17 protein-coding genes and 2 pseudogenes are annotated in these 23459 nt (G+C 56.3%); 13 read left to right on the top strand and 6 right to left on the bottom strand.

The genetic code is table 11. The features are described 5' to 3' along the window. The first annotated feature begins 93 nt into the window (after positions 1 to 93). Positions 94 to 774, top strand: coding sequence for an HAD family hydrolase (locus V9T28_RS18575; RefSeq protein WP_116402247.1), 681 nt, complete (start codon positions 94 to 96; stop codon positions 772 to 774). Between the two features lie 198 nt (positions 775 to 972). Here V9T28_RS18575 and V9T28_RS18570 read toward each other — a convergent pair whose 3' ends face one another. Beyond that, positions 973 to 1107 (bottom strand): hypothetical protein, encoded by a 135-nt coding sequence (locus V9T28_RS18570; RefSeq protein ID WP_281024284.1) that lies wholly within the window; start codon positions 1105 to 1107, stop codon positions 973 to 975. Between V9T28_RS18570 and V9T28_RS18565 the strand changes: the two are divergent. The 4 genes and pseudogenes from V9T28_RS18565 to V9T28_RS18550 form a co-directional block, all read left to right on the top strand. Then, positions 1106 to 1813 (top strand): annotated as a pseudogene (locus tag V9T28_RS18565) (LysR family transcriptional regulator); the annotation flags it as partial. The gene V9T28_RS18570 and the pseudogene V9T28_RS18565 sit on opposite strands and share 2 nt — an antisense overlap. A 1069-nt stretch (positions 1814 to 2882) precedes the next feature. Next, positions 2883 to 3755 carry a hypothetical protein gene (locus V9T28_RS18560; protein ID WP_116402242.1) on the top strand — a complete coding sequence of 291 codons (873 nt, stop codon included), beginning with the start codon at positions 2883 to 2885 and terminating at the stop codon, positions 3753 to 3755. Between the two features lie 639 nt (positions 3756 to 4394). Next, the gene (locus V9T28_RS18555) at positions 4395 to 5336 is read left to right on the top strand and encodes a choice-of-anchor A family protein (protein ID WP_116402238.1); all 942 of its coding nucleotides are present in this window, start codon (positions 4395 to 4397) and stop codon (positions 5334 to 5336) included. 144 nt (positions 5337 to 5480) lie between these two features. Next, entirely contained in the window at positions 5481 to 7700 is a 2220-nt protein-coding gene (locus V9T28_RS18550) for a tetratricopeptide repeat protein (protein ID WP_147306498.1), read from the top strand. Between the two features lie 279 nt (positions 7701 to 7979). On the opposite strand, the pseudogene V9T28_RS18545 reads toward V9T28_RS18550, so the two are convergent. From V9T28_RS18545 to V9T28_RS18535, 3 genes and pseudogenes are all read right to left on the bottom strand, one after another. Then, positions 7980 to 8358: pseudogene (locus tag V9T28_RS18545) on the bottom strand (transposase); the annotation flags it as partial. A gap of 341 nt (positions 8359 to 8699) precedes the next feature. After that, positions 8700 to 10253, bottom strand: a complete 1554-nt coding sequence (locus tag V9T28_RS18540) for an FAD-dependent oxidoreductase (protein ID WP_116402232.1) — start codon at positions 10251 to 10253, stop codon at positions 8700 to 8702. A gap of 12 nt (positions 10254 to 10265) precedes the next feature. Then, positions 10266 to 11489: a D-arabinono-1,4-lactone oxidase gene (locus V9T28_RS18535; protein ID WP_116402230.1), complete on the bottom strand. Its 1224-nt coding sequence runs from the start codon at positions 11487 to 11489 to the stop codon at positions 10266 to 10268. A gap of 191 nt (positions 11490 to 11680) precedes the next feature. On the opposite strand from V9T28_RS18535, the gene V9T28_RS18530 reads away from it, so the two are divergent. The 7 genes from V9T28_RS18530 to V9T28_RS18500 all read left to right on the top strand — a co-directional run bounded on the left by V9T28_RS18530 (position 11681) and on the right by V9T28_RS18500 (position 19647). Further along, complete coding sequence (locus tag V9T28_RS18530; protein WP_245424203.1) at positions 11681 to 12559, top strand: amino acid ABC transporter permease; 879 nt, start codon at positions 11681 to 11683, stop codon at positions 12557 to 12559. Further along, the gene (locus V9T28_RS18525; RefSeq protein WP_199500244.1) at positions 12552 to 13355 is read left to right on the top strand and encodes an amino acid ABC transporter ATP-binding protein; all 804 of its coding nucleotides are present in this window, start codon (positions 12552 to 12554) and stop codon (positions 13353 to 13355) included. Before V9T28_RS18530 ends, V9T28_RS18525 begins: the two co-directional genes overlap by 8 nt. A 31-nt stretch (positions 13356 to 13386) precedes the next feature. Then, positions 13387 to 14859: an aldehyde dehydrogenase gene (locus tag V9T28_RS18520; RefSeq protein ID WP_116402226.1), complete on the top strand. Its 1473-nt coding sequence runs from the start codon at positions 13387 to 13389 to the stop codon at positions 14857 to 14859. A 77-nt stretch (positions 14860 to 14936) separates the two neighbouring features. Further along, a complete protein-coding gene (locus V9T28_RS18515) occupies positions 14937 to 15995 on the top strand; it encodes an Ldh family oxidoreductase (protein WP_116402224.1) in 1059 nt (352 codons plus the stop codon). 552 nt (positions 15996 to 16547) lie between these two features. Then, positions 16548 to 17654: a mandelate racemase/muconate lactonizing enzyme family protein gene (locus tag V9T28_RS18510; protein ID WP_116402221.1), complete on the top strand. Its 1107-nt coding sequence runs from the start codon at positions 16548 to 16550 to the stop codon at positions 17652 to 17654. Then, on the top strand, positions 17654 to 18715 hold the full coding sequence (locus V9T28_RS18505) for a proline racemase family protein (protein ID WP_116402219.1): 1062 nt from the start codon (positions 17654 to 17656) through the stop codon (positions 18713 to 18715). The genes V9T28_RS18510 and V9T28_RS18505 overlap by 1 nt, the downstream gene beginning before the upstream one ends. Positions 18716 to 18741: 26 nt before the next feature. Beyond that, positions 18742 to 19647 carry a dihydrodipicolinate synthase family protein gene (locus tag V9T28_RS18500; RefSeq protein ID WP_116402217.1) on the top strand — a complete coding sequence of 302 codons (906 nt, stop codon included), beginning with the start codon at positions 18742 to 18744 and terminating at the stop codon, positions 19645 to 19647. A gap of 214 nt (positions 19648 to 19861) precedes the next feature. Here the strand turns inward: V9T28_RS18500 and V9T28_RS18495 are convergent, their stop codons facing one another. Both V9T28_RS18495 and V9T28_RS18490 read right to left on the bottom strand, forming a co-directional pair. Then, positions 19862 to 20890 (bottom strand): Gfo/Idh/MocA family protein, encoded by a 1029-nt coding sequence (locus V9T28_RS18495; protein WP_116402215.1) that lies wholly within the window; start codon positions 20888 to 20890, stop codon positions 19862 to 19864. Positions 20891 to 20893: 3 nt separating this feature from the next. After that, the gene (locus V9T28_RS18490) at positions 20894 to 22348 is read right to left on the bottom strand and encodes a flavin monoamine oxidase family protein (protein WP_199500236.1); all 1455 of its coding nucleotides are present in this window, start codon (positions 22346 to 22348) and stop codon (positions 20894 to 20896) included. A gap of 265 nt (positions 22349 to 22613) precedes the next feature. Here V9T28_RS18490 and V9T28_RS18485 point away from each other — a divergent pair, with 265 nt between their 5' ends. Next, positions 22614 to 23408 carry a transporter substrate-binding domain-containing protein gene (locus V9T28_RS18485; protein ID WP_199500234.1) on the top strand — a complete coding sequence of 265 codons (795 nt, stop codon included), beginning with the start codon at positions 22614 to 22616 and terminating at the stop codon, positions 23406 to 23408. Positions 23409 to 23459 lie beyond the last annotated feature (51 nt).

The raw sequence follows: 23459 nt of genomic DNA, 5'->3' as shown, positions 1-23459 counted from the left end.
TGTGGAGCGGTTCTACGCTCGCACTTGAACAAAAGAGTAGAAGTTTCCGTGAGTCTGTTTCAAAGTGAACCGCTCGATCGTCCCGGGATTTCCATGGCCAATCTTGATCTCACGATCTTCGACTGTGATGGCGTTCTGATCGATTCCGAAATGATTGGTGTGCAGGTGGAAGCCGCGCTTCTTTCTGAGGCCGGTTATTCGATCAGCGCCGTCGAACTGTCGGAGCGCTTTTCCGGCATGACATGGCGGAACATCCTTTGCGCCGTTGAGAAGGAAACCGGTCTTTCGCTTGTGGATGCGTTGCTCGATAAAACCGAGACGATCCTGGACACTAGGCTCGCTCGTGAGGTGGAGGCCATCGACGGCGTCGCCTCTGTGCTGTCGCAGCTTCCTTACAAGCGCTGCGTTTGCTCCAACACGAGGCTTTCGCGGCTTGACGTGATGCTGACGAAAACCAGACTGAAATCCTACTTCGCGCCACACATATTTTCGGCGAAGGAACTTGGCGACGACCGTTCAAAGCCGAAGCCGGACATTTTCCTGCACGGTGCCAGGCAAATGGGAGTTGCGCCGGCACAGACGGTTGTCATCGAGGATTCAACTGCTGGCGTCGAGGGCGCCAGGGCCGCCGGCATGCGGGTGATCGGTTTTACAGGCGGCGGTCACACATACCCCGCGCACGCAAGCCGACTCACGGAAGCCGGCGCACAGAAGACCATTGCTCATATGCGCGAACTGCCTGCCGCCATTGTTGCGTTGGCTGCAGACCGTTAAATTGTTGCTTTGTCCATCTTCAGACGGACTCGTCCGACATGAAGTTGGAGGACATGCTGGCGACGGCTTGTAAGAAATCCTTCAATTGAGTTCCGTCATGTGCTGGCGCTGCAATAGAATGATCTGCTCTTCTGAGTGGTCCGTCGACTATTTTAGTGTGAGCCAAAAAGAAGGACTGCGGTCGCGAGGAAACACAAGTTAGAAAAAATCATCGCGAAACAGCGTGAGGCTGAGATTGTACTGGCGCCTGGCGGGACTGTTGCCAACGCGTGCAATTCGATCGGTGCCGGTGAGCAGAGTCACGACCGCCGGCGCAAGGAGGATGGGTCTCATGGACCGTTTCGATGCAATACGGGTTTTGCTGGCAGTCGTCGACGCCGGCAGCTTGTCGGCAGGAAGTCGCAAACTGAACGCGCCGCTGCCGAGCGTGAGCCGGAAAGTCGCGGAACTCGAGCGCCATCTTGGTACTCGCCTTCTCGTTCGGACCAGCCGAAACATCCAGCTCACCGATGCGGGCCGCGACTATGTCGATGCGGCCCGTCAGATCGTCGCGCAAATCGAGGACGCCGAGCTTCGGGCTTCGGGCGAATATCAAACCCCGAGAGGCGTATTGACGATAACCATGCCGATGGTGTTCGGCCAGCACTATGTGCTGCGGCTTGCTTACGACTTCCTCTGCGAATATCCCGAGATCACGCTGAACGTCCTCTCCCTCGATCGCCTCGTCAACCTCGTCGACGAGCACGTCGACGTTGGGGTCCGGTTGGGCGAGCTTGCCGACAGTTCACTTTACGCGGTCAAGATCTGCGATTTCGGCTTCGTAACCTGCGCCAGCCCAAAGTATCTTGCCCGCAAGGGACGGCCATCGACCCCTGAGGACCTCGTCAACCACGACGGCGTCGTTTTCGGCCAGATCACCATACCAGGTTGGAACTATCAGGATAAAGGCCGTAAGCTGGAAGGAAAGCCAACAAGGTTGGCGGTTCGATCCTCAACATCCCGCCGGCAGCCGTCTATCGCATCTCCAAGCGGCGCCCGCGCCCTAAAGTCGTGTCCGCCTTAACTCGATCAGATCGTGGCTCTGAAGTCCTGCAACAAGTTAGCGAGACCACCGTCTCTAAGCGGCACTCCGAAAAAGCCCGATACGACCTTCCGCCCCCCGAAGATCCCGCACCGCGCGAGAAAAGCCGAAACGTCGCAAGTTGAGAGCAAATCCTGCCCCCGCAACCACCTCAAACATAAATCGCTCGCCATCCCAATCTGATCAGAATCCCGTCGCAGAAACCGGCGGGGTTTTGCACGCTTGCGCCCGCCATGCTTGTGGGTCACGGTCCAACCATTGCGTCGCTGGTCGGTCGGCTGTCGCGCTCATTACGAACAGGACATTTACGTCCTCCTAGCACGGAGTTCGAATCCCTCCCTCTCCGCCAGATTTTCACTTATCTAATTGAGATATATGTAATATTAAGAAGCGACCTGGTCTCATCTGCGCTGCTACCTAGGTCAGATTTGCGGTTGTGAGCGAACGGAATTGAATGCACACGGCTATTTGCTCAGTCGCTTCTCTGCAAACGCAATCTGAATCAACGCAATCAAAAATGAGGCGTCCGGCTCTCTCGCCCCGGCCTGATCAGCCCGGCCGTCGCTTGAGCGCGGCCGGTCTTTGGGTCGCAATTCGCGGTAAGGGAAAGAGATGATATGATGCGCTTCGGGAGGGGCACCACCTCTCGCAGCACCAGGATGCCGCCGTCCGACGACAGCGAGCCGCCATCGAATTAAGCCACAACGGATTTGCCCGAAACGGATGACGGACCGGGTAGCGGCAGCATAGGATCGTTCATGGCGGGCGTGGCTCGGCAGAAATCGCGTGAATCGGCTTCGACAAACAGATGCTACGCAAAATCAGCCTCTTAGGCTACATCCGCCATGCATAATTCAGGTTAATTCACTATCGACATCGTGTCAAAAGATAACTTGACATTTTATTTAATTGGAGGTTTTAATTTTAAATCGTTAATTTAATTTGCAGGTTTTTCGGACGCATCGCGCCCCGGTGCTAACCGTCTCTCTGGGCGCGGGGAGCTTTTTTTCGTGATCAGAGACTATCTATGTTTTTTGAGAAAATTCTCGTACCGACCTCGGTGTCGTTTGACAAAACACAAATCTGGGCGACGCCCAGATCTACTATTTTCTTATGGACTAGCTCGATCATCTTTTCGAATTTTGTGTTGCATCTGCTGATTGATCCACGAGTTGAAGCGTTCTCAGATAGATTTTTCAACGTCGCATCTGCCAGTTTCTTTCAGTACCTAGCATGGGTTGGAGTTTTCCGGTTGCTCATCAGAGCCGATCGAAACGGGCAAGCAAATGTACGAGATTTTGTAGCTTCCATATTGTTCTGCGCGGTACTTTTTTTGCCGACTAATAGAATGATCTGGCTCGCAAGCTCCGGTCTTGCCGTCTATATGTGGGTTTTCGCCTCAGGAGATCGTTACATTCGTGGCGCCGGTGTGGTGCTGGGGGCTCTATCCGTACAGGCTTTTTGGGGACATGTCTTATTTAACCTCCTAGCGCCCTTATTACTCAATGCTGAAGCAGCAGTAATAGGAACCCTACTCGCGGTTGGCCGATCTGATATAACCTGGAATGACAACGTCATCACCAATGCCGATGGCGATGGAATCATCATATATAGTGGTTGCTCTTCGTTCCACAATTTATCTCTGGCTTTGCTTTGTTGGATAGCGTTTACCAGATTCACACACCCTGCTTGGCAGCGCGGGGATGCGATCAAAGGAGCGATTATTGCGGGCGCTCTTATTTTGTTGAATTGGGCCAGGCTATATCTGATGGCATCAAATAGAGGTTCCTTTCACTTCTGGCACGACGGAGTCGGTGCGCAGGTGTTCGAAACGGGAACCGGCGCGATTGTTCTGGTTCTTAGCGCTTGGCTGGTTGGGCAGCGGGATCTGGAGCCATGAAAGTGCGTATGCACCATGCGGTTTTTGGGACCCTTCTAATAGCTACGCTACTCGTTAATTCTCGTCCCAGCGAAATATTCCCAGCAAGCGAGAATATGGTGCCGGCGATTATCCGCGTGGGAGAGGCAGGTGGCTTGGCCTTTCAAGAGCCCGCCACGGCAAGTACGCAGGGGCAGCTGACGTTCGATGCCCCAGGATGCCCCGGGCCAGTGTACGTTACCGTTCTCTTCTTGACCTTCGAGGACGAGCCCTTGATTGGAGTTGCGCGGGGTAACTATTCGATCCGCTACGTCTACCTAGACAGCACCTGGAAAAAACGAGATCGAATAGGAGTCTATCTGAAACGGACGAGCCAGGCAGCGCTTGCTCTCTTAGGCCTTAGTCGATACACGCCTGGATGGCACCTCCTGCGCATCGACGCCCCGATTGGCTGCGAGGCCGTTGACGCCGTGGATTGGCGCCTCGTCTGGGATCGCGACTATCTTCCTGCCGTTTCGAGCTGACAGTCACGGCCCTTGAACCGAAAGGCGTCCGTAGCGTCAAAAGATAACTTGACATTTTATTTAATTCGAGGTCCTTTAAATGTGTAATTTAATTTGCGGATTTTTCGGAAAGTCCGAATAACCGGATGGCTTTCTAATGAAAGAGGCTGTCATGGCTTTAAAATCTCTTGCAACCAGCCGATTTGTCGGCGCAGTTGCCGCGACGGCGCTGTTCATCGTGGCTCCAATGCGTTCCGCGTCTGCGGATTTTATTAGTACCGAACTTGGTGCGGCCGGGAATTTCGCGGTCCTCGATATCAACAGCAACGGCAACGTCAGTATATCCGGCCCTGCTCCTCCAGGATCGATCTTGGGAAATGTAGGAGTCCTTGGGACCAGTTCAGGGAATTTCAGTGATTCCGGCGTTCCTTTAATTGGCAGCCTCTACTTGGGTGGTTCGCAGACCGCGAACTTCAGCGGTGGCGCTTTGCCCATCGGCGGCGTTCTTACTGATCAAGGCGCGCTCCTCTCTTCAGCCGCCAGTTCTGCTGCCAAGGCGTCAAGCGCGTTTTCAGCTCTGACACCGACCCAGACCGTCTCCGGGAGCCAGATCACAAACACGACGACAATTACTGCTGGCAATCCTGGAGGCCTGAACGTCATTAATCTCAGCAGCATCACCTTGGGGAACGGAGCGGTTCTCACGCTAAGCGGCTCAGCTGGTACTGAATTTATTTTGAACGACTCCGGCGGCATGGCACTTAACTCGGCCGACATCGTATTAGCTGGCGGTCTCACAGCGAATGATGTCGTCTTCAATGTTACTGGAAACAATGTTCAAGCCAGCGGCGGTCTGCTCAATGAATCAGTTTTGGCAGGGACTATCCTTGCGCCCAACGAGAATGTCCAGCTTTCCCCCGGGTCATTTGCCGGCTCGATAATTAGCGGCGGCAATATCAACATAGCGTCCGGGGCGAACGTGAGCGGCGTCAATGGCGCGCCCGCACCTTTAATAGGAGCGAGCATTCCATCTTTCCTCATACTAGGGGGTCTCCTCCTGGCTCTATGGCTGCGTCGAACAGGAGTTAGACGGATTTAAAGTTAAGCCTGGTGTGAAGAGAGATAGACGGACAAAGTTTGCCAGCCGCGGCCCATTTCCCTGCGCGCCCGCACCAATGGCTAAAATTGACTGCGAAAAATCAAGCCAAGTAGATTGCGGTACCAAATCAGGATCTTGAGGAAAATGGCGGCCCATCGGTACAAATTTTGCGTCACCATTCTACTTTTGTCATCGGCTCTCCTGTTCATCACATTGCTGTTCGTGACACTTAGCGATCATCTCACCTCGAAGGATGCCGACAAAGAGCTCTATATGAGGCGTGCGACACAATATCTCGCATCGGAAGATTTTAAAAATGCCGAGCGAGAATATCTTAAAGTACTTCGACTGTTTCCTGGTGACGCCGTGGCAGCGCGAGAGCTAGGCGTTATTTATTTCGATCAAGGCAGGCTTTCCAAATCATACGAATATCTACAGCAAGCAGCGGCGCTCGAACCAGAAAATGATACAGTGAAGCTGAAGCTTGGCGCAGTTTATTTAGCGGTGGGTGTGAAGCAAAAGGCTAAAAGGGCCGCAAATTCGGTATTGACAAGAGATCCCGTGAACGAGGAAGCAGTTTTGCTGCTGACCGATGCAGCCCGCTCAACGCAGGATATTCAAGACGCCCGTCAGCGGATCGAGGCCCTTCGCCAACAAGTTGGCGATCGGGCTGTTTATGAAGTCGCGCTCGGAACACTGGACTTGCGGCAGCTTGATACCGCGGGCGCAGAAGCCGATTTGATACAAGCCTTACAACTGGACCCGAGTTTCGCTCCTGCGCAATTTGCGTTGGGGCACCTGTACTGGATGCGCAACGACGCAAAAAGAGCAGACCACTTTTTGGCGATGGCCACGCAACATGCGCGACTGCGATCTAACTGGCGAATAGGGTATGCAGACTTCAAGCGTGCAAATGGAGAGCGCGAAACAGCTGACCTCTTGTTGAAGGAGATAACCCAAAAGGCGCCGGATTTCCTCCCAGCCTGGGTCGACTTAATGAACCTGGCCTGTAGAGAAGGACGGGTTCAGGATTGTGTAAAGATCGCGGACACAATCCTCGCGGAGGAGCCCACCAATTATGCCGCACTAGTCGCCAAGGCAAACTTGAAATTACCCCTTGAGTCCCTTCAAGAGTTCGCGCGGCTTCGATCGATGTACGACCGTGTTCCGGATCTGCATTACCAGATCGCGCTGAAGCAACTATCCATCCGAAATGTTGATCAGGCTATAGATAGCCTTGATCGAGCCGTTGCGCTGGACCCAGATTTTGAGGACGCGGTCGTTCTGCGCGATGAATTAAAGTTAATAAAGGGAGACGCGGCTACAGCGATAGCCTCGCTTACAGAGTTAATTAAACGGGAACCGCCGCGTATTGGTCCGCATCTCATTTTGGCCGACGCCTATTTGATACAGCACAACAGCGGGGAAGCGTTGGCGACTTATCGCCGGATGTCGGACTTGTTCCCTAAAGATCCGCAACCGGCGTTGCTCATCGGTATGTATCTTGCCCGCCAAAATCGACCGGCAGATGCCCGATCAGCTTTCGAAGAAGCTTTGCGAATCGCACCGGGCTATCTCCCTGCTCTTTCCCAGATCGTGAAGATGGATATCGCAGAAAACCATAGGGAGGCTGCCGCGAGCCGCGTAGAGGAGCAACTCGCCAAATCTCCGACTGTCCCAAGCCTGTGGTGTCTCAAAGCTGAGATCGATCTCGCTCGGGAGGATTACGACGCAGCGGAAGCAGCCTCGATAAAGGCCATCGAGCTGGATGCCAACTTCGAGCCGGCTTATCTCCTACTTGGAGCCGCTTACGTTGCCACGCACAGATTGCAAGAGGCGTTGGAGCAGCTGACTTCATTTGCCAACAGGAATAAGTCGCCTGCTGTGCTTCTCCAGATCGCGATGATTCAGACCGATCTGAAGGACTTCGAGGCGGCGCGGAGTACCTATGAACAGCTTCTGACGGTTGAGCCCGACTCGGCCGCGGCACTTAACAACTTGGCAAGTATCTATACCGAAAAGATTCCAGACCTTGCGAAGGCTGCTCATCTTGCCGAGAAAGCCTGGAAGATGATGCCGAACGACCCTTATATCTGCGACACCTTGGGTTGGATCTATATTAAGAGAGCATATTATTATAGAGGTTTGTCTCTGTTAGAACAGAGCGCACACAAATTGCCGGATAGGCCCGAGATACAATTTCATCTAGCAACCGCGCTTTATAGTACACAACAGATAAGCGCCGCGATCACCGTCTTGCAGCGCGCTAAAGAGTCGAATCAAGAGTTTCCTGACAGGGAAAAAGCACTCCAACTCCTTGACGAACTTACGACCCAAGCAGAACAAGTCGAGACACATTGGTGAATGCGTGAAATTGCACCAAATGTTGACCCCATGGCAAATCACCCGCAATTGTTTGACTCTGCTAGCCGCCATTATGCGTGGCGATAGCGGTTTTGCGGGGCGTTTTGCAATTGTCGACCGGGACGCGGACGTGTTGACGCGGCCCATCCTCTCCTGTGACGGGACGGAGGTGCGAGGGTCGAGGCTTGAGGTTGACGGGATAGGGTTGAAGACGGGGCGCGCCGCGCCGTGGGTCAAGTGACGAGCCGCGGGATGTGCGTCAGCGCCAGGCTCAGGATTTTTTGCGCCGGGCAGGTTTTCCAGCCGCGAGATCGTCGATTGCGAACACAGCTCGCGGTCGGACGGGGGCAAGGTCATGCGCCATTTTGAAGGCGGGATCGGCGCGTAGGCGATTGGCGTCGATGCCGTCTTCATAGCCGGCCGCGATCATCAACAGGCGAAAGCGAATGATGTCGGAAAGAGAGTGCGTGATCTGGTCGGGAGCGCGCGGGTCGTCGATGCAGGCGGCCAAACGATCGGCGACACACAGCCGTTGCTCCAGCTTTCGCAGCACCAGGATGCCGCCGTCCGACGACAACGAGCCGCCATCGAATTTAGCCACAACGGATTTGCGCGAAACGGATGACAGACCGGGTAGCGGCAGCATAGGATCGTTCATGGCGGGGGGTGGCTCGGCAGAAATCGCGTGAATCAGCTTCGACAACCAGATGCTACGCAAAATCAGCCTCTTAGGCTACATCCGCCAAGCTGCCATGCATAATCCGGGCTAGGTGATCTGCAATGGTCTGCGGCGTAAGGATGCGCCCAAGGGCGCTGGCCGCACAAAATGCTCTACAACCGCTTTATCCGCCGGCGCCGGCTTGGCGTGTTTGATCGCATCTTCGCCAGCTTGGCGGCCGAAGGGCCGAAACCCGAGCGCATCATGATCCCCATTCCACGCACCTGAACGCGTACCGTACAGCTGCGAGCCGTATCCCGACCTGAGCTACGTGAAAGCTCTCAAACAAGCTCGTAGCAATGATCGACCTTGAGCTTTGTTTTGAATTTGTCGAGCTCATCCTGTGTCCTACTCCGGCTCCACGATAGCAGTGGCGCCATCGTCGTTGCCGCAACGCGCACCGCTTCTGCGGTCATATGTCCAGTCCAGCCGAGGCCTATCCGACTGAATAAGACGCCGCTCAGGTCTTTCGCGTGCTCATGTTCGACGCAGAACCTCACGTCATCGTCTGTGGCTGAATAGTCATCCTGGAGTCGGCGCCCTGTTCCCGGAAGGGCGATGTGTCCACTCCACTGCGCCTGGACCGGCCTGGAACGTGGAATTTTTGAAGAGACTGCTTTGGCGAGTGCCCGAGCCGTCGAACGATGGTTTGCAACAATGCCCCAGCTGAGTGCCAGCATGTTCGGCAACCCTTCCAAAGCCAGATCATGAATCGTGTTAAATGGCAGTCGTTTGCCTTTGGGATATCCCTTCTGGGTCGTTATGGGACGTACGCCGGCCCAGGCCATCACAACGTTGCTTCGAGTAATTGCAAGGCCGGGAGCAAATCTGCGCATTTCGGCCAGCAAGAAATCGATATCTTCCTCTTCTGGTCTGACATCCGCCAATGCACCGGTGAATGGTGTCTCCGTGGGACCAATATAGTGGAGATCGATCCAAGGCAGGCAGCAGATCGGCTCGCCAACACTGTTCGTTCCGGCTAGACCCAGACCGTGATATCGCGCCGGGAGTTTCACCAGCAGGTAGACACCCTTGACGGCGACCACTTTCTTCGCGATGACCGATGTGGGATTTGCGCTGGCGATCACGTCGTCGACCCGGGCGCCAGCCAAATTGAGGACGATGCGGGCGGACACCTCCATCTCGCGATCGCCATCACGAACCTGCACCAGTCTTGCATGCCAACGACCGGCTGGCGCACGCGATAGATCACTCACATTCGTGAAGCTCAAAAGTCTGGTGCCATTTCGCTCGGCGGCAAGTGCAGCGTCAATCGCGATCCGCTCCGGCCAGCAAAACCGAAAGTCTCGGAACGAAATCAGCGATCGGAGCGTCTCACGTTTGCCAAGATCCGGGACAAACGGATTGGATCGGCTCTCGTTAAGGCCCCAGCGGCGATATTGGAAATTTGCGCCGTTGCCAACGAACATCCTGATGACCTTTGCGCCCAGGTCGACCTGCCATCCGCTGTAGGGGCTGTCATGGAAAATCGGCACGAAGGTTGTCATCGGCTCGAGTTGCCGCGGCGGTTGACGACAGAACTCCTCGAAATCCCGAGCTGCTCTCCTGGCGGACCGAAGACGCATCACCAGGTCCAAGGGGTCTGCTAGATAGTCCACCAGGGACCGCTTGGGTGCGAGCAATTGCAGGCCGCAATGCAGGACGCGCCCCGAACGGGCGGTCGTTGCGCCGCCAAGGTCACCACGATCAGCAAGCAGAACGCTGTAGCCGAGGCGGGAAAGTTCCCGCGCCGTCGAGCAGCCATTTATGCCGGCGCCAATGATCAGCACGTCGAACGGTGATTTTGCGAGGTCGGAAAATCCATTGTCCATCATTTGAAACGATGCTCAGCCAAAGAGATCCGCAAGGTGAGGGTTAAGGAACAGATTGTCCGGGTCCATTTCCTTTCTGACCTTCTGGAACCGCACAAAATCCGGATACAGCCGCTCCACGCGCTCCCGATCGAGAAAGTGAATCTTGCCCCAATGTGGGCGCGCTGAAAATGGCTGCAGCGTCTCGTCAACTGCGCGGAGGAATGGAAGATAGTTTCGACCTATTTCACCAGAGACGGAAATTGACGTGGTATCTCTTCCGCCTTGGGCAGACAAAAATGCGTCGTCCGCTTTCTGCCAACGGACCTGTAGCGGCGATATTTCGTCCGGGAATCGCTTCCACATCAGGTCACGTATCAACGCCACGACGGCGCGAGCGTCCGCTGCTCGGATCATGTATTCAAGTTCATGAAACTCGGCGACGGTCGTGCCATCCGGATAGATGCGGTACGCTCGATCCGTGCGTCGGTTCGTTTCGCCGACCGGCGACTCGGGCTCGTCGGCAGGAACTTCTCTCAGCAACTTCACAAAGCAATGATCGGCCGGAACGTCGCCGAGCTTGTACATGTGGGATGACCGGTCTGTCGGCATCCACCAGAACGAGAAATGCCGATACTCGGAAAGGAAGAAGTCCCACTGTCGCATCACCTCTGTCATCGGCAAGATGACATTTTCCTCGCGAAGCCGGTAAGCCGGCACGAGCTGTAAACCGACCCTCAGCAAAGGCCCCAGCAATCCGAGGGAAACTTGGGCAGCACGGAGCCGCTCGAGATCGGATTGATCGACGTCTACAACGTCACCTCGACCGTTGACGATTCTCAGGCTTGTGACCATCGAAGACATCGAGCCAAAGTTGATGCCCGATCCCTTTGTGCCGGTGGCTATGGCGCCTGCGATGGATTGGGCGTCGATGTCGCCCTGATTGGCTATCGACAGTCCTTCGCTCCAGAGGGGAGCTCCCAGCGCGGCAAGCTTCGATCCTGCCCAGACTTTTGCCCGGCGTTCCGACGGATCCGCCGAAATCACGCCGCTAAGCCCCGAGAGGTCGAGGAGGATTCCGTCTGTCTGAACAATGGGTGTGAAGGAGTGCCCGCCGCCGGCTACCCGGATGGGTCGTTTGTGCGCGATCGCGGCTCGAATCTCCGAGATCGCATCCGCCTCATCGGCGGGAGTCACGCTTTTCGCTGGCTGAAACGTTTGGTTGCCGCCCCAGTTGGACCATCGACTCTTACCTGCCAAACGACTCTCCCATCATTTTCGACTGCGCGGGCCTTGACTGCTTCAGCCGTCAACGTCACTATGTAAGCGGCTACCGGTTATCGATTACATGGTTGCGTCATAAATTGCCAGAGCAAAATCCGAGGATGACCGTTAGGGGAATGCCAGTGACAGACCTATCAAGCTGGCCCGCGGGTCAGGACATCGAAAAAATGCCCGTCGTCCCACTCAGGCACTATGGCCGGTGGCTGGCCGCGGCGGTCTTGCTGGTGGTTTTGGTCGGGCTGGTCACCTCGATGATCACCAATCCGCGCTTCAAGTGGGAGATCGTTCTCAAGTATCTGTTGGACGATGCCATCATCTCCGGCCTGCTTATGACGATCTGGTTGACCATTGCCGCCATGGCAATTGGCATCATTCTGGGCACTGTCATCGCGCTTATGCGGACATCCGAAAATCGCGTCCTGGCTAGCGTGGCTTCCGGCTATCTGTGGGTGTTTCGCGGTACCCCGCTGCTGGTCCAGCTTATCTTCTGGTTCAATCTCTCCGCGCTTTACCCGAAAATTACCATCGGGTTCCCTTTCGGCCCCAGCTTCGGCAGTTTCGACGCCAACCAATACATAACGGTGTATGTCGCTGCGCTTCTGGGACTTGGATTGAACGAGGGCGCCTACATGTCCGAAATCGTACGATCCGGGCTGAATTCGGTTGCCGCTGGGCAAAGGGAAGCGGCAGAAGCGCTCGGCATGTCGAGCTTCCGGGTGATGTGGCGTGTCGTCTTGCCACAGGCAATGCGCGTGATTATTCCGCCCACGGGCAACCAACTCATCGGCATGCTCAAGACCACGTCTCTGGTCAGTGTTATTGCGTTGCAGGAACTTCTGTACTCAGCGCAGCTCATCTACACGGTGAATTTTGAGACCATACCGCTGCTGATCGTAGCCTCCATCTGGTACCTCGTTCTGACAACCATCCTATCGATCATGCAGCATTTTCTGGAGCGGCATTTTGGCCGAAGCGACCGCAGGACGGCAGCCGTTCCTGCAGATGATGTCGCGGCGAATTCAGCCGATATCGCGGGGAATGCCTGACATGCAGACACCCATTTCCAATTCCAAGCCGGGGCAGAATTTTGCGGTCGTCGCGCGCGGCGTTGAAAAGTCATTCGGATATCTGCACGTGCTCAAAGGTGTCGATCTCACTGTGGAATACGGGAAGGTCGCGTGCATCTTGGGGCCTTCGGGATCTGGTAAGAGCACGTTCCTGCGGTGCATGAACCATCTCGAACGCATCGATAAAGGTCTGTTGCAAGTTGGCGGCCAGTTAGTCGGCTATCGTCAGCATGCCGGGAAACTCTACGAAATGAAGCAAAGCGAGGTGGCGCGTCAGCGCGCCGACATCGGAATGGTGTTCCAGAGCTTCAATCTCTTTCCTCACATGACGGTGCTGCAAAACATCATCGAAGCGCCGGTCGGGGTGAAGAAGGTCGACAAGAAGCAGGCGATCGACGAGGCCATGCAACTGCTCGCAAAGGTTGGTCTTACATCGAAGGCCGCCAGCTATCCCAGAACATTGTCGGGCGGTCAGCAGCAGCGTGTCGCCATCGCGCGGGCGTTGGCAATGAAGCCGAAATTGATGCTCTTCGACGAACCCACAAGCGCCCTCGATCCGGAACTTGTGGGTGAGGTCTTAAATGTGATGCGCGAACTCGCCGCGGAGGGAATGACAATGATCGTGGTCACCCACGAACTGGGTTTCGCGCGCGAGGTTGGCGACCTGGTTGTCTTCATGGATGGAGGCGTGGTCGTCGAAGAGGGCAGCCCCTCCGAACTCTTCACCAACACCAAGAGCGACCGCGCGAAGGCGTTCCTGAGCAAGGTCCTATGACTTTCAATCCAAGATTGCTAGTGGAACAGACATGACAAGCCTCCCAAAAAACGTACGGAACCAAGCCTTCATCAACGGCAAGTTCGTGAATGCCGAGGACAACGCCCAGTTCGAGAATCTCAATCCGGCGACCGGGACATTGTTGATCAAAGTGGCCGCGTGTTCCGCTGGCGACGTTGATGCGGCCGTCAGAGCTGCACGTGGTGCGTTCGAAGCCGGCACGTGGAGCCGCATCGAACCGCGTGAACGCAAAAGGATACTGCGCAAGTTTGCGGATCTGATCGAAGCCAACGGACAGGAGATCGCCCTGCTCGATTCCATTGACGCGGGCAAACCCATTGCCGACTGCGAAAACCTGGACGTTCCCGATGTCGTAAACAATATCCGGTGGTACGCGGAAGCCATCGATAAGGTTTTCGGCAAGATCTCCCCGACGGGGGAGGGCAATTTGGGGCTGATCGTGCGCGAGCCTGTCGGCGTGGTTGGCATGGTGCTGCCGTGGAACTTCCCGGCCGGAACGCTTTCCTGGAAGATCGCGCCGGCACTCGCGGCTGGTAATTCGATCGTCGTCAAGCCGGCCGAACTTGCCCCTCTTTCGACCTTGCGAATTGCCGAACTGGCCTTCGAGGCAGGCGTTCCTGCCGGTGTGTTCAATGTCGTCCCCGGGCTTGGGCATATTGCGGGCAAGGCGCTCGGGCTGCATCCGGACGTCAATGTCATCTCTTTCACGGGTTCCACAGAAATCGGTCGACAGTTCTTACGCTACTCAGCTGACAGCAACCTCAAGAAGGTTGTACTGGAGTGCGGCGGAAAGAGTCCCCAGATCGTCATGGCCGATGCCGCGGAAAATCTCGATCAGATCGCTGAGAATCTCGCGGGCGCCGCATTCTGGAATATGGGCCAGAACTGCACGTGCGGTTCCCGCGTTCTCGTCCAGTCCAGCATCAAGCAGGATTTCGTCGACAAATTGATCAAGGCCGCGAAAACTTGGGTTGTTGGTCAACCCACGGATCATTCGACCAAACTCGGACCGCTGATCGAAGCCTCAGCCCTGGCCCGTGTTCTTGGCGCAATCGACCAGGCCCGGAAGGATGGCGCGAGAGTGGTTTCAGGAGGGAACCAATTGCTCCAGGAAACTGGCGGTTGGTTCGTGGAGGCAACGGTCGTCGACAATGTTCGCGCAGAGACGGCTTTGGCTCGGGACGAAATTTTCGGACCCGTTGTCGCCGTTCTGCCTTTCGAGACGGAAGAGGAGGCCATTCGTATTGCAAACGCTTCCGCCTATGGCCTCGCCGCGACCGTTTTCTCTACCGACATCAACGTCGCAATCCGTGTCGCGCGTCAGGTGCAGGCAGGAACGGTGGCGGTCAACGGATATGGCGAGGGCGATATTACAACGCCCTTCGGCGGCTACAAAACGTCCGGCTTCGGCGGCTATGACAAAGGTCTCGAAGCCTTCGACCAATACACGCAGCTAAAGACCATCTGGGTCACGCTCAGCTAGTCGCTTTCTACGCGATAGCCAGTGCCGAGGCGCTTGGGCTGCTTGGCTCTCACGTGTCCCCAAGGGAATAAAGATCAGTGGCCGAAACCGTTACTGTCACGCTAGACGAAGCGAGCGACCTCTGCCTGCGAGTTCTTACGGGCGCCGGCCTTGGCAGAAGGCATGCCGAGGCTGTGGCTGCGGTTATTGTCGCCGGGCAGCGGGACGAATGTCACTCGCACGGACTCTATCGATTGATCGGTTGCGCGCGTGCGCTGGCAACAGGGCGCGTGAACAAGGCTGCGATGCCGAAGGTGATCGACTCGGCGCCATCGATCTTAAAGGTCGACGCTGACTTCGGCTTTTCATCCTACGCCTACAATGAAGGCATCGAACTTGCCGTTGAAAAAGCACGATCTCAAGGCCTTGCAGCCTTCGTGATCAATAATTGCTATCACTTTTCCGCTTTGTGGCCGGAAGTCGAGCCGTTGGCCGAACGGGGTTTCGCGGCGCTTGCCTTGACACCGAGCCACAGCTGGGTGGCGCCGGCTGGCGGCACAAAACCGGTTTTCGGCACCAACCCAATCGCGTTCGCATGGCCGAGAGTGGATAATCATCCGTTTGTATTCGATTTCGCGACGAGCGCCACGGCCCGCGGCGAGATCGAACTTCACCGGCGAGCTGGCAAAAGCCTTGTGCCGGGGCTGGCCCTCGACCGCAATGGTCAGCCAACGGTGGATCCAGCCGAGGCGCTTCGCGGCGCCATGCTGACCTTCGGTGGGCACAAAGGATCCGCGCTGTCGACCATGGTGGAACTTCTGGCTGGCCCCTTGATCAACGACCTGATCAGCTTGGAATCGAAGGCTCTCGACGATGGGCTCGACGCAACGCCATGTCATGGAGAATTGATTTTGATATTCGATCCACGTGTTTTTCTGGGGGAGGCACTAGGGAAAAACCTCGCTCGCGCCGAATTGCTTTTTGATGCGATCATCGGCCAGGATGCGAGATTGCCATCGCAACGCAGATACCAAGCACGCCTTAACAGTCTTCACGCCGGCATGAGTGTGCAGCGGTCTGTTTATGAAGAATTGATCGCGCTGGTGAAGACGTTGGGTGCATCCAGGAACGTCTGCGCGTGCGAGAGACCGGCATAAGGTGACGGTTTCGTGAGTGCACTTTTTGTGGCACTTGTGCGATTGGATCCTGAGTTGCACGGAAGCTTTTTCTAACGATCACTCGCCTGTTTCCATATTCTCTGGCGTGGTGGTTTGCTTTGATGCCAGGGGTCGCCACCGAATACCGGCGCCCATGTGGACCTCATCAAACTATTGTGGAATGGCTACGAGATTGCTCTTACCGATTTGTCGGCGCCGATTACTGAAAGTTGAAAAAGAACCAAAGCCAAAGACCACTCCAAGTTGGACGCGCGGCCCTGCGCCCATCAAACGCAACGCCGTACTGGGCAAGCGTCACTTCTCGGATCGTGAACGAGTCTAGGCACTCTATCTGGGGTATGGCCGATTCCTGCGCCTTCATTGGGAGATCGATCATCAAAACCATTTCCTCAATCGGCATCTCTTCGAACTCTTCGATTGTGTATCGGAAATAAACGGGGAAAACCTCCTAGGAACTCCGTTCCTCGTGTTGACAGGCGATTGGTTGCATGTGATATATTACACGTTACCAATCACTAAGGTCGACTTTCAATGAAGATCGCCTCCATAGAAGTATACGGGTATGAGCTGACTTATGCCCACGGCGAGTACGTTATGTCGAAGGGCAGGGCGGCTCAAAGCCAAGCGTCCACACTCGTTCGAATCCGGACGGATGACGGGATTGAAGGCTGGGGCGAAAGCAGCACGCTCGGGGGGACCTATCTACCAGCGTTCGCCGAAGGAACTCGCGAAGCTATTCGCGTCATGGCTCCGTCCCTTATCGGCCTGGACCCAACGAATCTTACTCTCGTGCATGGGGCGATGGATGCTGTCCTGCTAGGCCAGAACAGTTCAAAGAGCGCCGTCGACATTGCTTGCTGGGACATCTTAGGCAAGGTCGCAAACATGCCGATCTCCAAGCTGATTGGCGGTATAGCCCAAACGAGTTTCCCCCTTTACGAGGCGGTACCGTTGGCATCGCCTGATCAGATGGCCGAGTTTGTGCGCGCTCGCGGAAAGGTCGGCATCAATCGCTTCCAGGTGAAGGTCGGCAATGATCCGTATGAGGACGCCGAGCGAACACGCAGCGTCGTGGCCGCTTGCCCGCCTGATGCGGTGATTGTTGCAGACTCTAACGGAGGTTGGAACCTCCAGGCGGCGATTATCGCTGTTCGAGAATTGGCCGGTCTCAATATCTATGTCGAGCAGCCCTGTAGAGACACGATGGACTGCGCCATCGTTCAGAAGATGAGCTCGCTGCCGCTTGTCATGGACGAGTCGGTTGTCAACTCGGCCGAACTGTACCGTGCCAAGTACGAGGCGGGTGCGGGATCCGTCAATATCAAGCTCGCGCGCGTGGGTGGCATCACCGGCGCCGTGCGGATGCGCAACCAGGCGCAGGACCTCGGCATGACAATGTGCATCGAGGACGTATGGGGCGGTGACGTGACGACTGCGGCGGTCTCGCACGTCGCCGCCAGTACGCGTGCTGATGCCCTGCTTCACGCCTCGTTTTTCAACGATTGGACCAAGGAACGTGTCGCCCGTGACGCGCCGCGTTCCGACAGGGGGCACGGCAGTGCGCCGGACGCGCCGGGCCTCGGCATAAACGTAGATCATAAGGCTCTGGGTCGCGCTCTTTTCGAGGTGACGAAATAATGTCTGACAGTCGTATTCTTCCGCGGGCAGCGATCAACTGGCTTGACCACTCGGATCGACAGGAAATCCTCGCAGTCGACTCGCACACAGGTGGAAATCCGACACGCATTGTGTTGTCTGGGATCGAATTGCCGGTCGGCGTTGCAACAGTCGATGCGGCGCGCGAATGGTTGCGCAATAATGCCGATCATTGGCGCAGGCGATTGGTTCATGAGCCGCGCGGCGGTGGCTTGACCTGTGCGGTGCTTCCAATTCCTTCAAAGGAGGACGGCTGCGATATCGGTGCTGTTATCCTGGAGCCCGGCTCATATCCACCCATGTGCGGTCATTGTATGATTGGCTTTGCGTCGGTCATCGTAGAGCTGGATATGCTACCGAACCTTTGGCGCGATGACCCGACCAGGACCGAATTTAGCATCCGTACACCTGCCGGGCCGGTTGGTGTCACGGCGCGGCGCGAGGGAGACAAATTCACCACCATCACACTCACGAACGTCGAGTCGTTCGTAGTCTCTCGCAGCGATTGCGAAGTCGACGGTCAGGCGATGCCAGTCGAGCTGCTCTATGGCGGCGACTATTATATCTCCGTGGACTCCAAGGCGATCGGCCTTTCTCTGGACTGCAACAATGCCACCGAGATTGTGCGCGTAGCGCGACGGTTGAAAGAGATCTACACCGAAAAGGGCGTCTATGACCCGATTTCGAACGAGTTGCTCGACGTCTACCAAGTGCTTTTCTACGAATACGGCCCCACAATTCGGGATCGGGCCAAGATCGTTGTCGTCGCGCCCCCTGGCGTGATCGATCGCTCTCCATGCGGAACTGGAACCAGCGCATTCTTTGCCAAGCTCGTCACCGAGGGCCAGATTGAACCTGGCCAGACCCTAACAACGCAAAGCATTATTGGCTCGACCTTCACCGTGACGGCGAAACGCGTGAGAGCTACGGCGGATCGGACGTTCGTCACACCAGCTTTGACGGGAAGGGCCTACATCAACGGTTTCCTTATCATCGCTGCGGACGCGGAAGATGTCCTCGCCGATGGCTTCGCACCGCTCTAACGTTTCCCTCATCTTGGAGAGATCAAATGACACTTAAAGGTGTGCTTTCGGCAATCGTGACGCCGTTCACGGCCGATGGCGAGAAGATCGATGAAGCAGCTCTTCGTGCACTCGTCGATCAAAATATTGCCGATGGCGTGGACGGGTTCGTTCCGGCGGGTGGAACTGGCGAATTCTCAGTGCTCTCGCATCAAGAACGACTTCGGCTGGTCGAGGTCGTCGTCGAGCAGACCGCTGGCCGCGCAGCGGTTTTGGCCCATACAGGTGCAACTTCGTCCCGGGAGGCGATCGCGTTTTCAAAGCATGCGGAGCGGGTCGGTGCGACCGCGATTATGCTGGCGACGCCCTACTATGAGCCAATCGGCTTTGACGAGGCCTTTGCCTATTATGCCGCCGTCGCAGATGCGACCAGCCTGCCGATCTGCGCCTATAACTTCCCTCCCGCAACCGGTCTGCATCTTGATGTCGATTTCCTCTTGAAGCTGGCCCGCGAGATTCCTCAGGTCGAGTTCGTCAAGGACTCCTCGGCGAACATCACGCAGATGAACACGCTTATCGCCGAGCATTCGCTTGAGATTACTTTCTTCAATGGTGAGGACGTACTGATGCTTCCGGCACTTGCGCTGAAGGCACCGGGCATGGTGATGGGCATTGCCAACTTCATGGCTCCAGTTCTGGCAAAGCTGCAGAAGGCGAGCGAGAGCGGTGATGACCAGGCACTCGTTTCGATCTGGCGCGAGATCAATCCGATCATTCGCACGCTTGGCAGCGGCCGCTACAACAGTGGCGTCAAGGCCGCCTGTGAAATCCTGGGCCTCAAGGTCGGCCCGGTCCGTGCGCCGATTCCGCAGTATACTGCGGCTCAGAAGGAGGCGTTGAAGGCCGTACTTGGTTCCGTAAATCCCGCCTACCTAACGAGCGTTTCCAAATAGCGTCGGCCCCCTCAAGATGACCGGCCGCTTGCAGGCGATCCCACTTTTGGGATCGCCTGACAGAAAAGTCGATTTGGGCGAGCGGTGACTGAAGCTGAAGGCCGGGATATTCTGCGGTGTTATTCCAGCACGGATGATGCGGTGCAAGGACGGCGGCACTCTGGATTTGAACGGGATCGTCCGCAAACGGTATCCAATATGTGAGGCACGGCGGCTAGAGAAGAATTGGCCTCATCTCGGCGGCAGATCGGTAAATTGCCTCGACAACCTGTACCGACGTCAAGGCCCTGGCGCCATCATTTGGCAAAATACCGTCGCGCAGATCATTGACGATTGACTGCAGCTGCCTGCGCTGACCGAGCGTTGGAAAGTCGCGCGGATTTTGAACGTCCCGAAAGCTAAACCCCACAGGCGTTGCATGGGTTTCCCCTTCGTCAGCTGTTTGGCGAAAGAGTATCTCGTCATGCTCCCCGTTAATGATGATTGTCCCCTTCGTTCCGTGGATTGATAAAAGATGCCGTTGGCCCGGGAAAGCGGCGGTCGAGGAGGAAAACGTTCCCAGCACCCCAGATCGGAAGTGGAAGACCGCCACTGCAGCGTCTTCTGTTTCGATATCATGGAGCACCGTGTTCGTTGCGGCGTAGACGGAGGCGATTGGGCCGAGCAGAAACTGCACCAGATCGATCATATGTGTTGATTGCGTGATGACGCATCCACCGCCCTCAGTCGCTCGCGTGCCTCTCCATGCGTCCCCTTGGTAATACGCGGGAACACGAAACTGGTTGTCGACGATGTTCATCAGAAAAATGCGACCCAGAGCACCGTTTTGCACGTCCAACTCGGCTTGGCGCGCGGCTCGCGAATGGACGCGATGATAAATGACGGACAACCCGACCCGAGAAGAATTGCAAGCGTCAACAATGTTTTGGGCACGTCCGGATGTAATTTCCAGTGGCTTTTCGACCACAACATGTTTCCCCGCCTTTGCCGCTGCTACCGCATACTCCATGTGCACACCGTTGGGCGTGGTCACGATGACTGCGTCAAGTGCCGCGTTCGCGAGGAATTCTTGGAGATCGTCAGAAGATTTTGGAACGGAAAAGGCTGCGGCAAATGCCGCTGCCTTTTCTTTGTTTCGGGCAAAGACCGATACCAGCCGTGCACCAGCGACATTGCGAAGTTCGCGGGCATGCGTCTCGGCTGCTACACCTGCGCCAATGATGCCGAAGCATATTGTCGTCACGCCTTAGCTCCGGGATGCGGCGCTGCCCGCACCTCTCGAACTGACGACGTGAATCGGTGAGACGCACCGTTGCTTACTCTCCAAGCGGGCGCGCGCCCGCTTCGCGGCCTCATGACCCGTGCCCGTTGCGATCTCCATGTTTCCGATTTCGGCGAAATAGTCTCCGGCGAAATGGATATCGACGTCGTCGCGCTCGCAATAGGCCAACATAGGATCGAAGTTGAACCCCGCAGGACGATATGTATTGCCAGGAACCCATCGTTGAACGATCGTTTCCTTAACGTGACCTTTCAGTTCGGGGAACATTTTATATACATCGGCAAGATACTTATCCCTGATCTCTTCGTCAGTGAGCTTTAGCATCTCACGCGCGGGCGCGCCGCCGGAATAGACCATCAAACTGCCTCCAGGTTTTCTTGGCCCGACGCGGAGCGGGTTGGCATGGTTGAAAAACATATCGAAGGAGGCGTCAGGGGTCGTGATGGCATAGATATCGTCATACGGCATCGGGCCGGTCTCGTCGGTTATGATGCCCATAGTGGGGAAGGGACCGTACTGGACATTCTTCAGGACGCTCCTGATGTCCTCCGGAATATCTTGGACGATCTGGGCTGCCTCGTAAGCGGGAACCGCGATAATGACCTGGGAAGCCGTAGCGGTGTGTTCAACGCCCTCTGTTTCATAGACCACAGTGACAAAATCACCCGTCTTCTTCACCGACTTGACGGTGGTGTGGTAACGCACGCGTTCTCCGAGCAGTTCCATCATTCGTTCGCCGAAGCGACCAGAGCCGCCATTCAGGTTCAGAGCCATGGAGTCGCCTTTGCCGGCCCAGACGGCACCGAACAGAGAGACGCCGACGCCAGCATGTTGGTCTTCGGCTTCGGCGGCCGCGCGGCGGGAGGCGGACTGGAACAGGTCTTCGACCCGCTTCGGCACGCTCCCAATGAAATCGCGAAATGACTGGTTTCCCATGTAACGCGCGACGCGTGCGCGTCGACGCTGGTTGTTTTCACCATAGATCGGTAGCATTTCCTTCTGCCAGCCCTTCACCGCCTTCAAGATGCGCAGGCCGAGCGAAGCAAGCGCAATGCGCTCGCGCAGGCTCATCTTCATTGTGAACGGAAGCGTGGAGACGGCTTTAGGCTTGTAAACCTTTCCGCCCCAACAGATTGCGAACTTATTTCCAGGGATGGCGATGATGTCGAGACCAATCGAGTGGAGAATGTTGCGCATATGCGAGCCCGCTGGCGGGAAGAGATGGCCGCCGAGGTTCAGCCAGTAGTCTCCGCGCGTCATCGAATAAAGGCGGCCGCCGAGGCGATGCGTCCTTTCCAAGACGATGAGGTTTCGTTCGCGAAGCTCCCAAGCAGCAGAAAGTCCCGATGGTCCTCCACCGACAATAATGACGTCGTAGTTCGCCTTATCCATTTCAGGTCTCACCTCGATACTGTCCATGATTCGATCGCAATCGTGGCTGTGGCCGTCTGCAGCAATTTCCTGCTCATGGGATCGTTAGTCAAAAAGGCCTTGCATAGCAATCGATAAGCGGTAATATATCACCCGTAAGCAACTATTGTCAATGAAGCGGTCGCTATTGGATCGATAGCCAACCGCTATCAAGGGAAGGGGAATAGGGATGATTAGCAGGCGCAATATTATATCGGTGCTAGCCGCGACGGCCGCGGGAGTACTGTCGCTGACATCGGCATACGCTCAAGGCGTGACCAAGTCGGATGAAGCGGTGGCCTTGCTTCCGAAGGCCATCAAAGATGCAGGAACACTGCGCATCGCTGTTCCTGACGTTGGGAAGCCGCTCGCCTACAAGGACGGCAATGACCTCAAGGGGATGGACGCTGACCTTGCGAACGCACTCGCGGCGACGCTCGGCGTCAAGGCCGAAGTCAGCCTGATTCCCTTCGCCGCAGCTCTGACTGGCCTGCAGGCAAACAAGTACGACATTTCTTTCGGCGAGTTCTACGTCACCTCCGAGCGTCTGAAGGTCGCCGACTTCGTCACTGACTGGCAGGATTATAGCTCTTTCCTGGTTGTCAAGGCGAGCGGCTACAAGCCGACCCAGCTTCCCGACATCTGCGGACATATCGTCGGCGCGATGGCTGGTTCGGCTGAACTGGAAACCCTGAAGACCGGTGCGGCAAAGTGCGACAAAGCACCGACCGTTAGCGCATTCCCCTCGATCAGCAACGCCATCCTCGCTCTGAATAGCGGCCGTGTTGAGGGCGTGCTCATCAACCGCGGTGGTGCGCAGGAATCCATTCATCTCAACGCTGGCCTCGACGCGTCCGGCGAAATCGGCGGCGGCCCTTGTGCGACGGCCGTTGCGCGCAACGAAAACTCCGAACAGCTGCTCGCTGCTCTCAAGGTGGCATACGACCATCTGATCCAGAGCGGCGAATACGCGAAGATTCTCGATAAGAACGACACTGCCTACGGAGCGGCGAAGATGGCTGAAATCTACAAGGAAGGTTCGACGCCGCCTAAGTACGGCTTCCAATGAACTTGCTCGGCCCCGCCGCGGCGGGGCCGTTCTCTTCGTTTTAGCCCAGGC

Source organism: Methylovirgula sp. 4M-Z18 (assembly GCF_037890675.1).
Lineage (GTDB): Bacteria > Pseudomonadota > Alphaproteobacteria > Rhizobiales > Beijerinckiaceae > 4M-Z18.
The sequence above is the reverse complement of the archived record's forward strand: the minus strand, read 5'-3'. Positions and strand labels throughout refer to the sequence as shown.

Bases quoted from the DNA above. Each gene is read 5' to 3' on its own strand.
- V9T28_RS18500 (WP_116402217.1), top strand. From the start codon at position 18,742: ATGACACTTAAAGGTGTGCTTTCGGCAATCGTGACGCCGTTCACGGCC.
- V9T28_RS18555 (WP_116402238.1), top strand. From the start codon at position 4,395: ATGAAAGAGGCTGTCATGGCTTTAAAATCTCTTGCAACCAGCCGATTT.
- V9T28_RS18525 (WP_199500244.1), top strand. From the start codon at position 12,552: ATGCCTGACATGCAGACACCCATTTCCAATTCCAAGCCGGGGCAGAAT.
- V9T28_RS18520 (WP_116402226.1), top strand. From the start codon at position 13,387: ATGACAAGCCTCCCAAAAAACGTACGGAACCAAGCCTTCATCAACGGC.
- V9T28_RS18490 (WP_199500236.1), bottom strand. From the start codon at position 22,348: ATGGACAGTATCGAGGTGAGACCTGAAATGGATAAGGCGAACTACGAC.
- V9T28_RS18530 (WP_245424203.1), top strand. From the start codon at position 11,681: ATGCCCGTCGTCCCACTCAGGCACTATGGCCGGTGGCTGGCCGCGGCG.
- V9T28_RS18575 (WP_116402247.1), top strand. From the start codon at position 94: ATGGCCAATCTTGATCTCACGATCTTCGACTGTGATGGCGTTCTGATC.
- V9T28_RS18560 (WP_116402242.1), top strand. From the start codon at position 2,883: ATGTTTTTTGAGAAAATTCTCGTACCGACCTCGGTGTCGTTTGACAAA.
- V9T28_RS18570 (WP_281024284.1), bottom strand. From the start codon at position 1,107: ATGAGACCCATCCTCCTTGCGCCGGCGGTCGTGACTCTGCTCACCGGC.
- V9T28_RS18550 (WP_147306498.1), top strand. From the start codon at position 5,481: ATGGCGGCCCATCGGTACAAATTTTGCGTCACCATTCTACTTTTGTCA.
- V9T28_RS18540 (WP_116402232.1), bottom strand. From the start codon at position 10,253: ATGATGGACAATGGATTTTCCGACCTCGCAAAATCACCGTTCGACGTG.
- V9T28_RS18510 (WP_116402221.1), top strand. From the start codon at position 16,548: ATGAAGATCGCCTCCATAGAAGTATACGGGTATGAGCTGACTTATGCC.
- V9T28_RS18505 (WP_116402219.1), top strand. From the start codon at position 17,654: ATGTCTGACAGTCGTATTCTTCCGCGGGCAGCGATCAACTGGCTTGAC.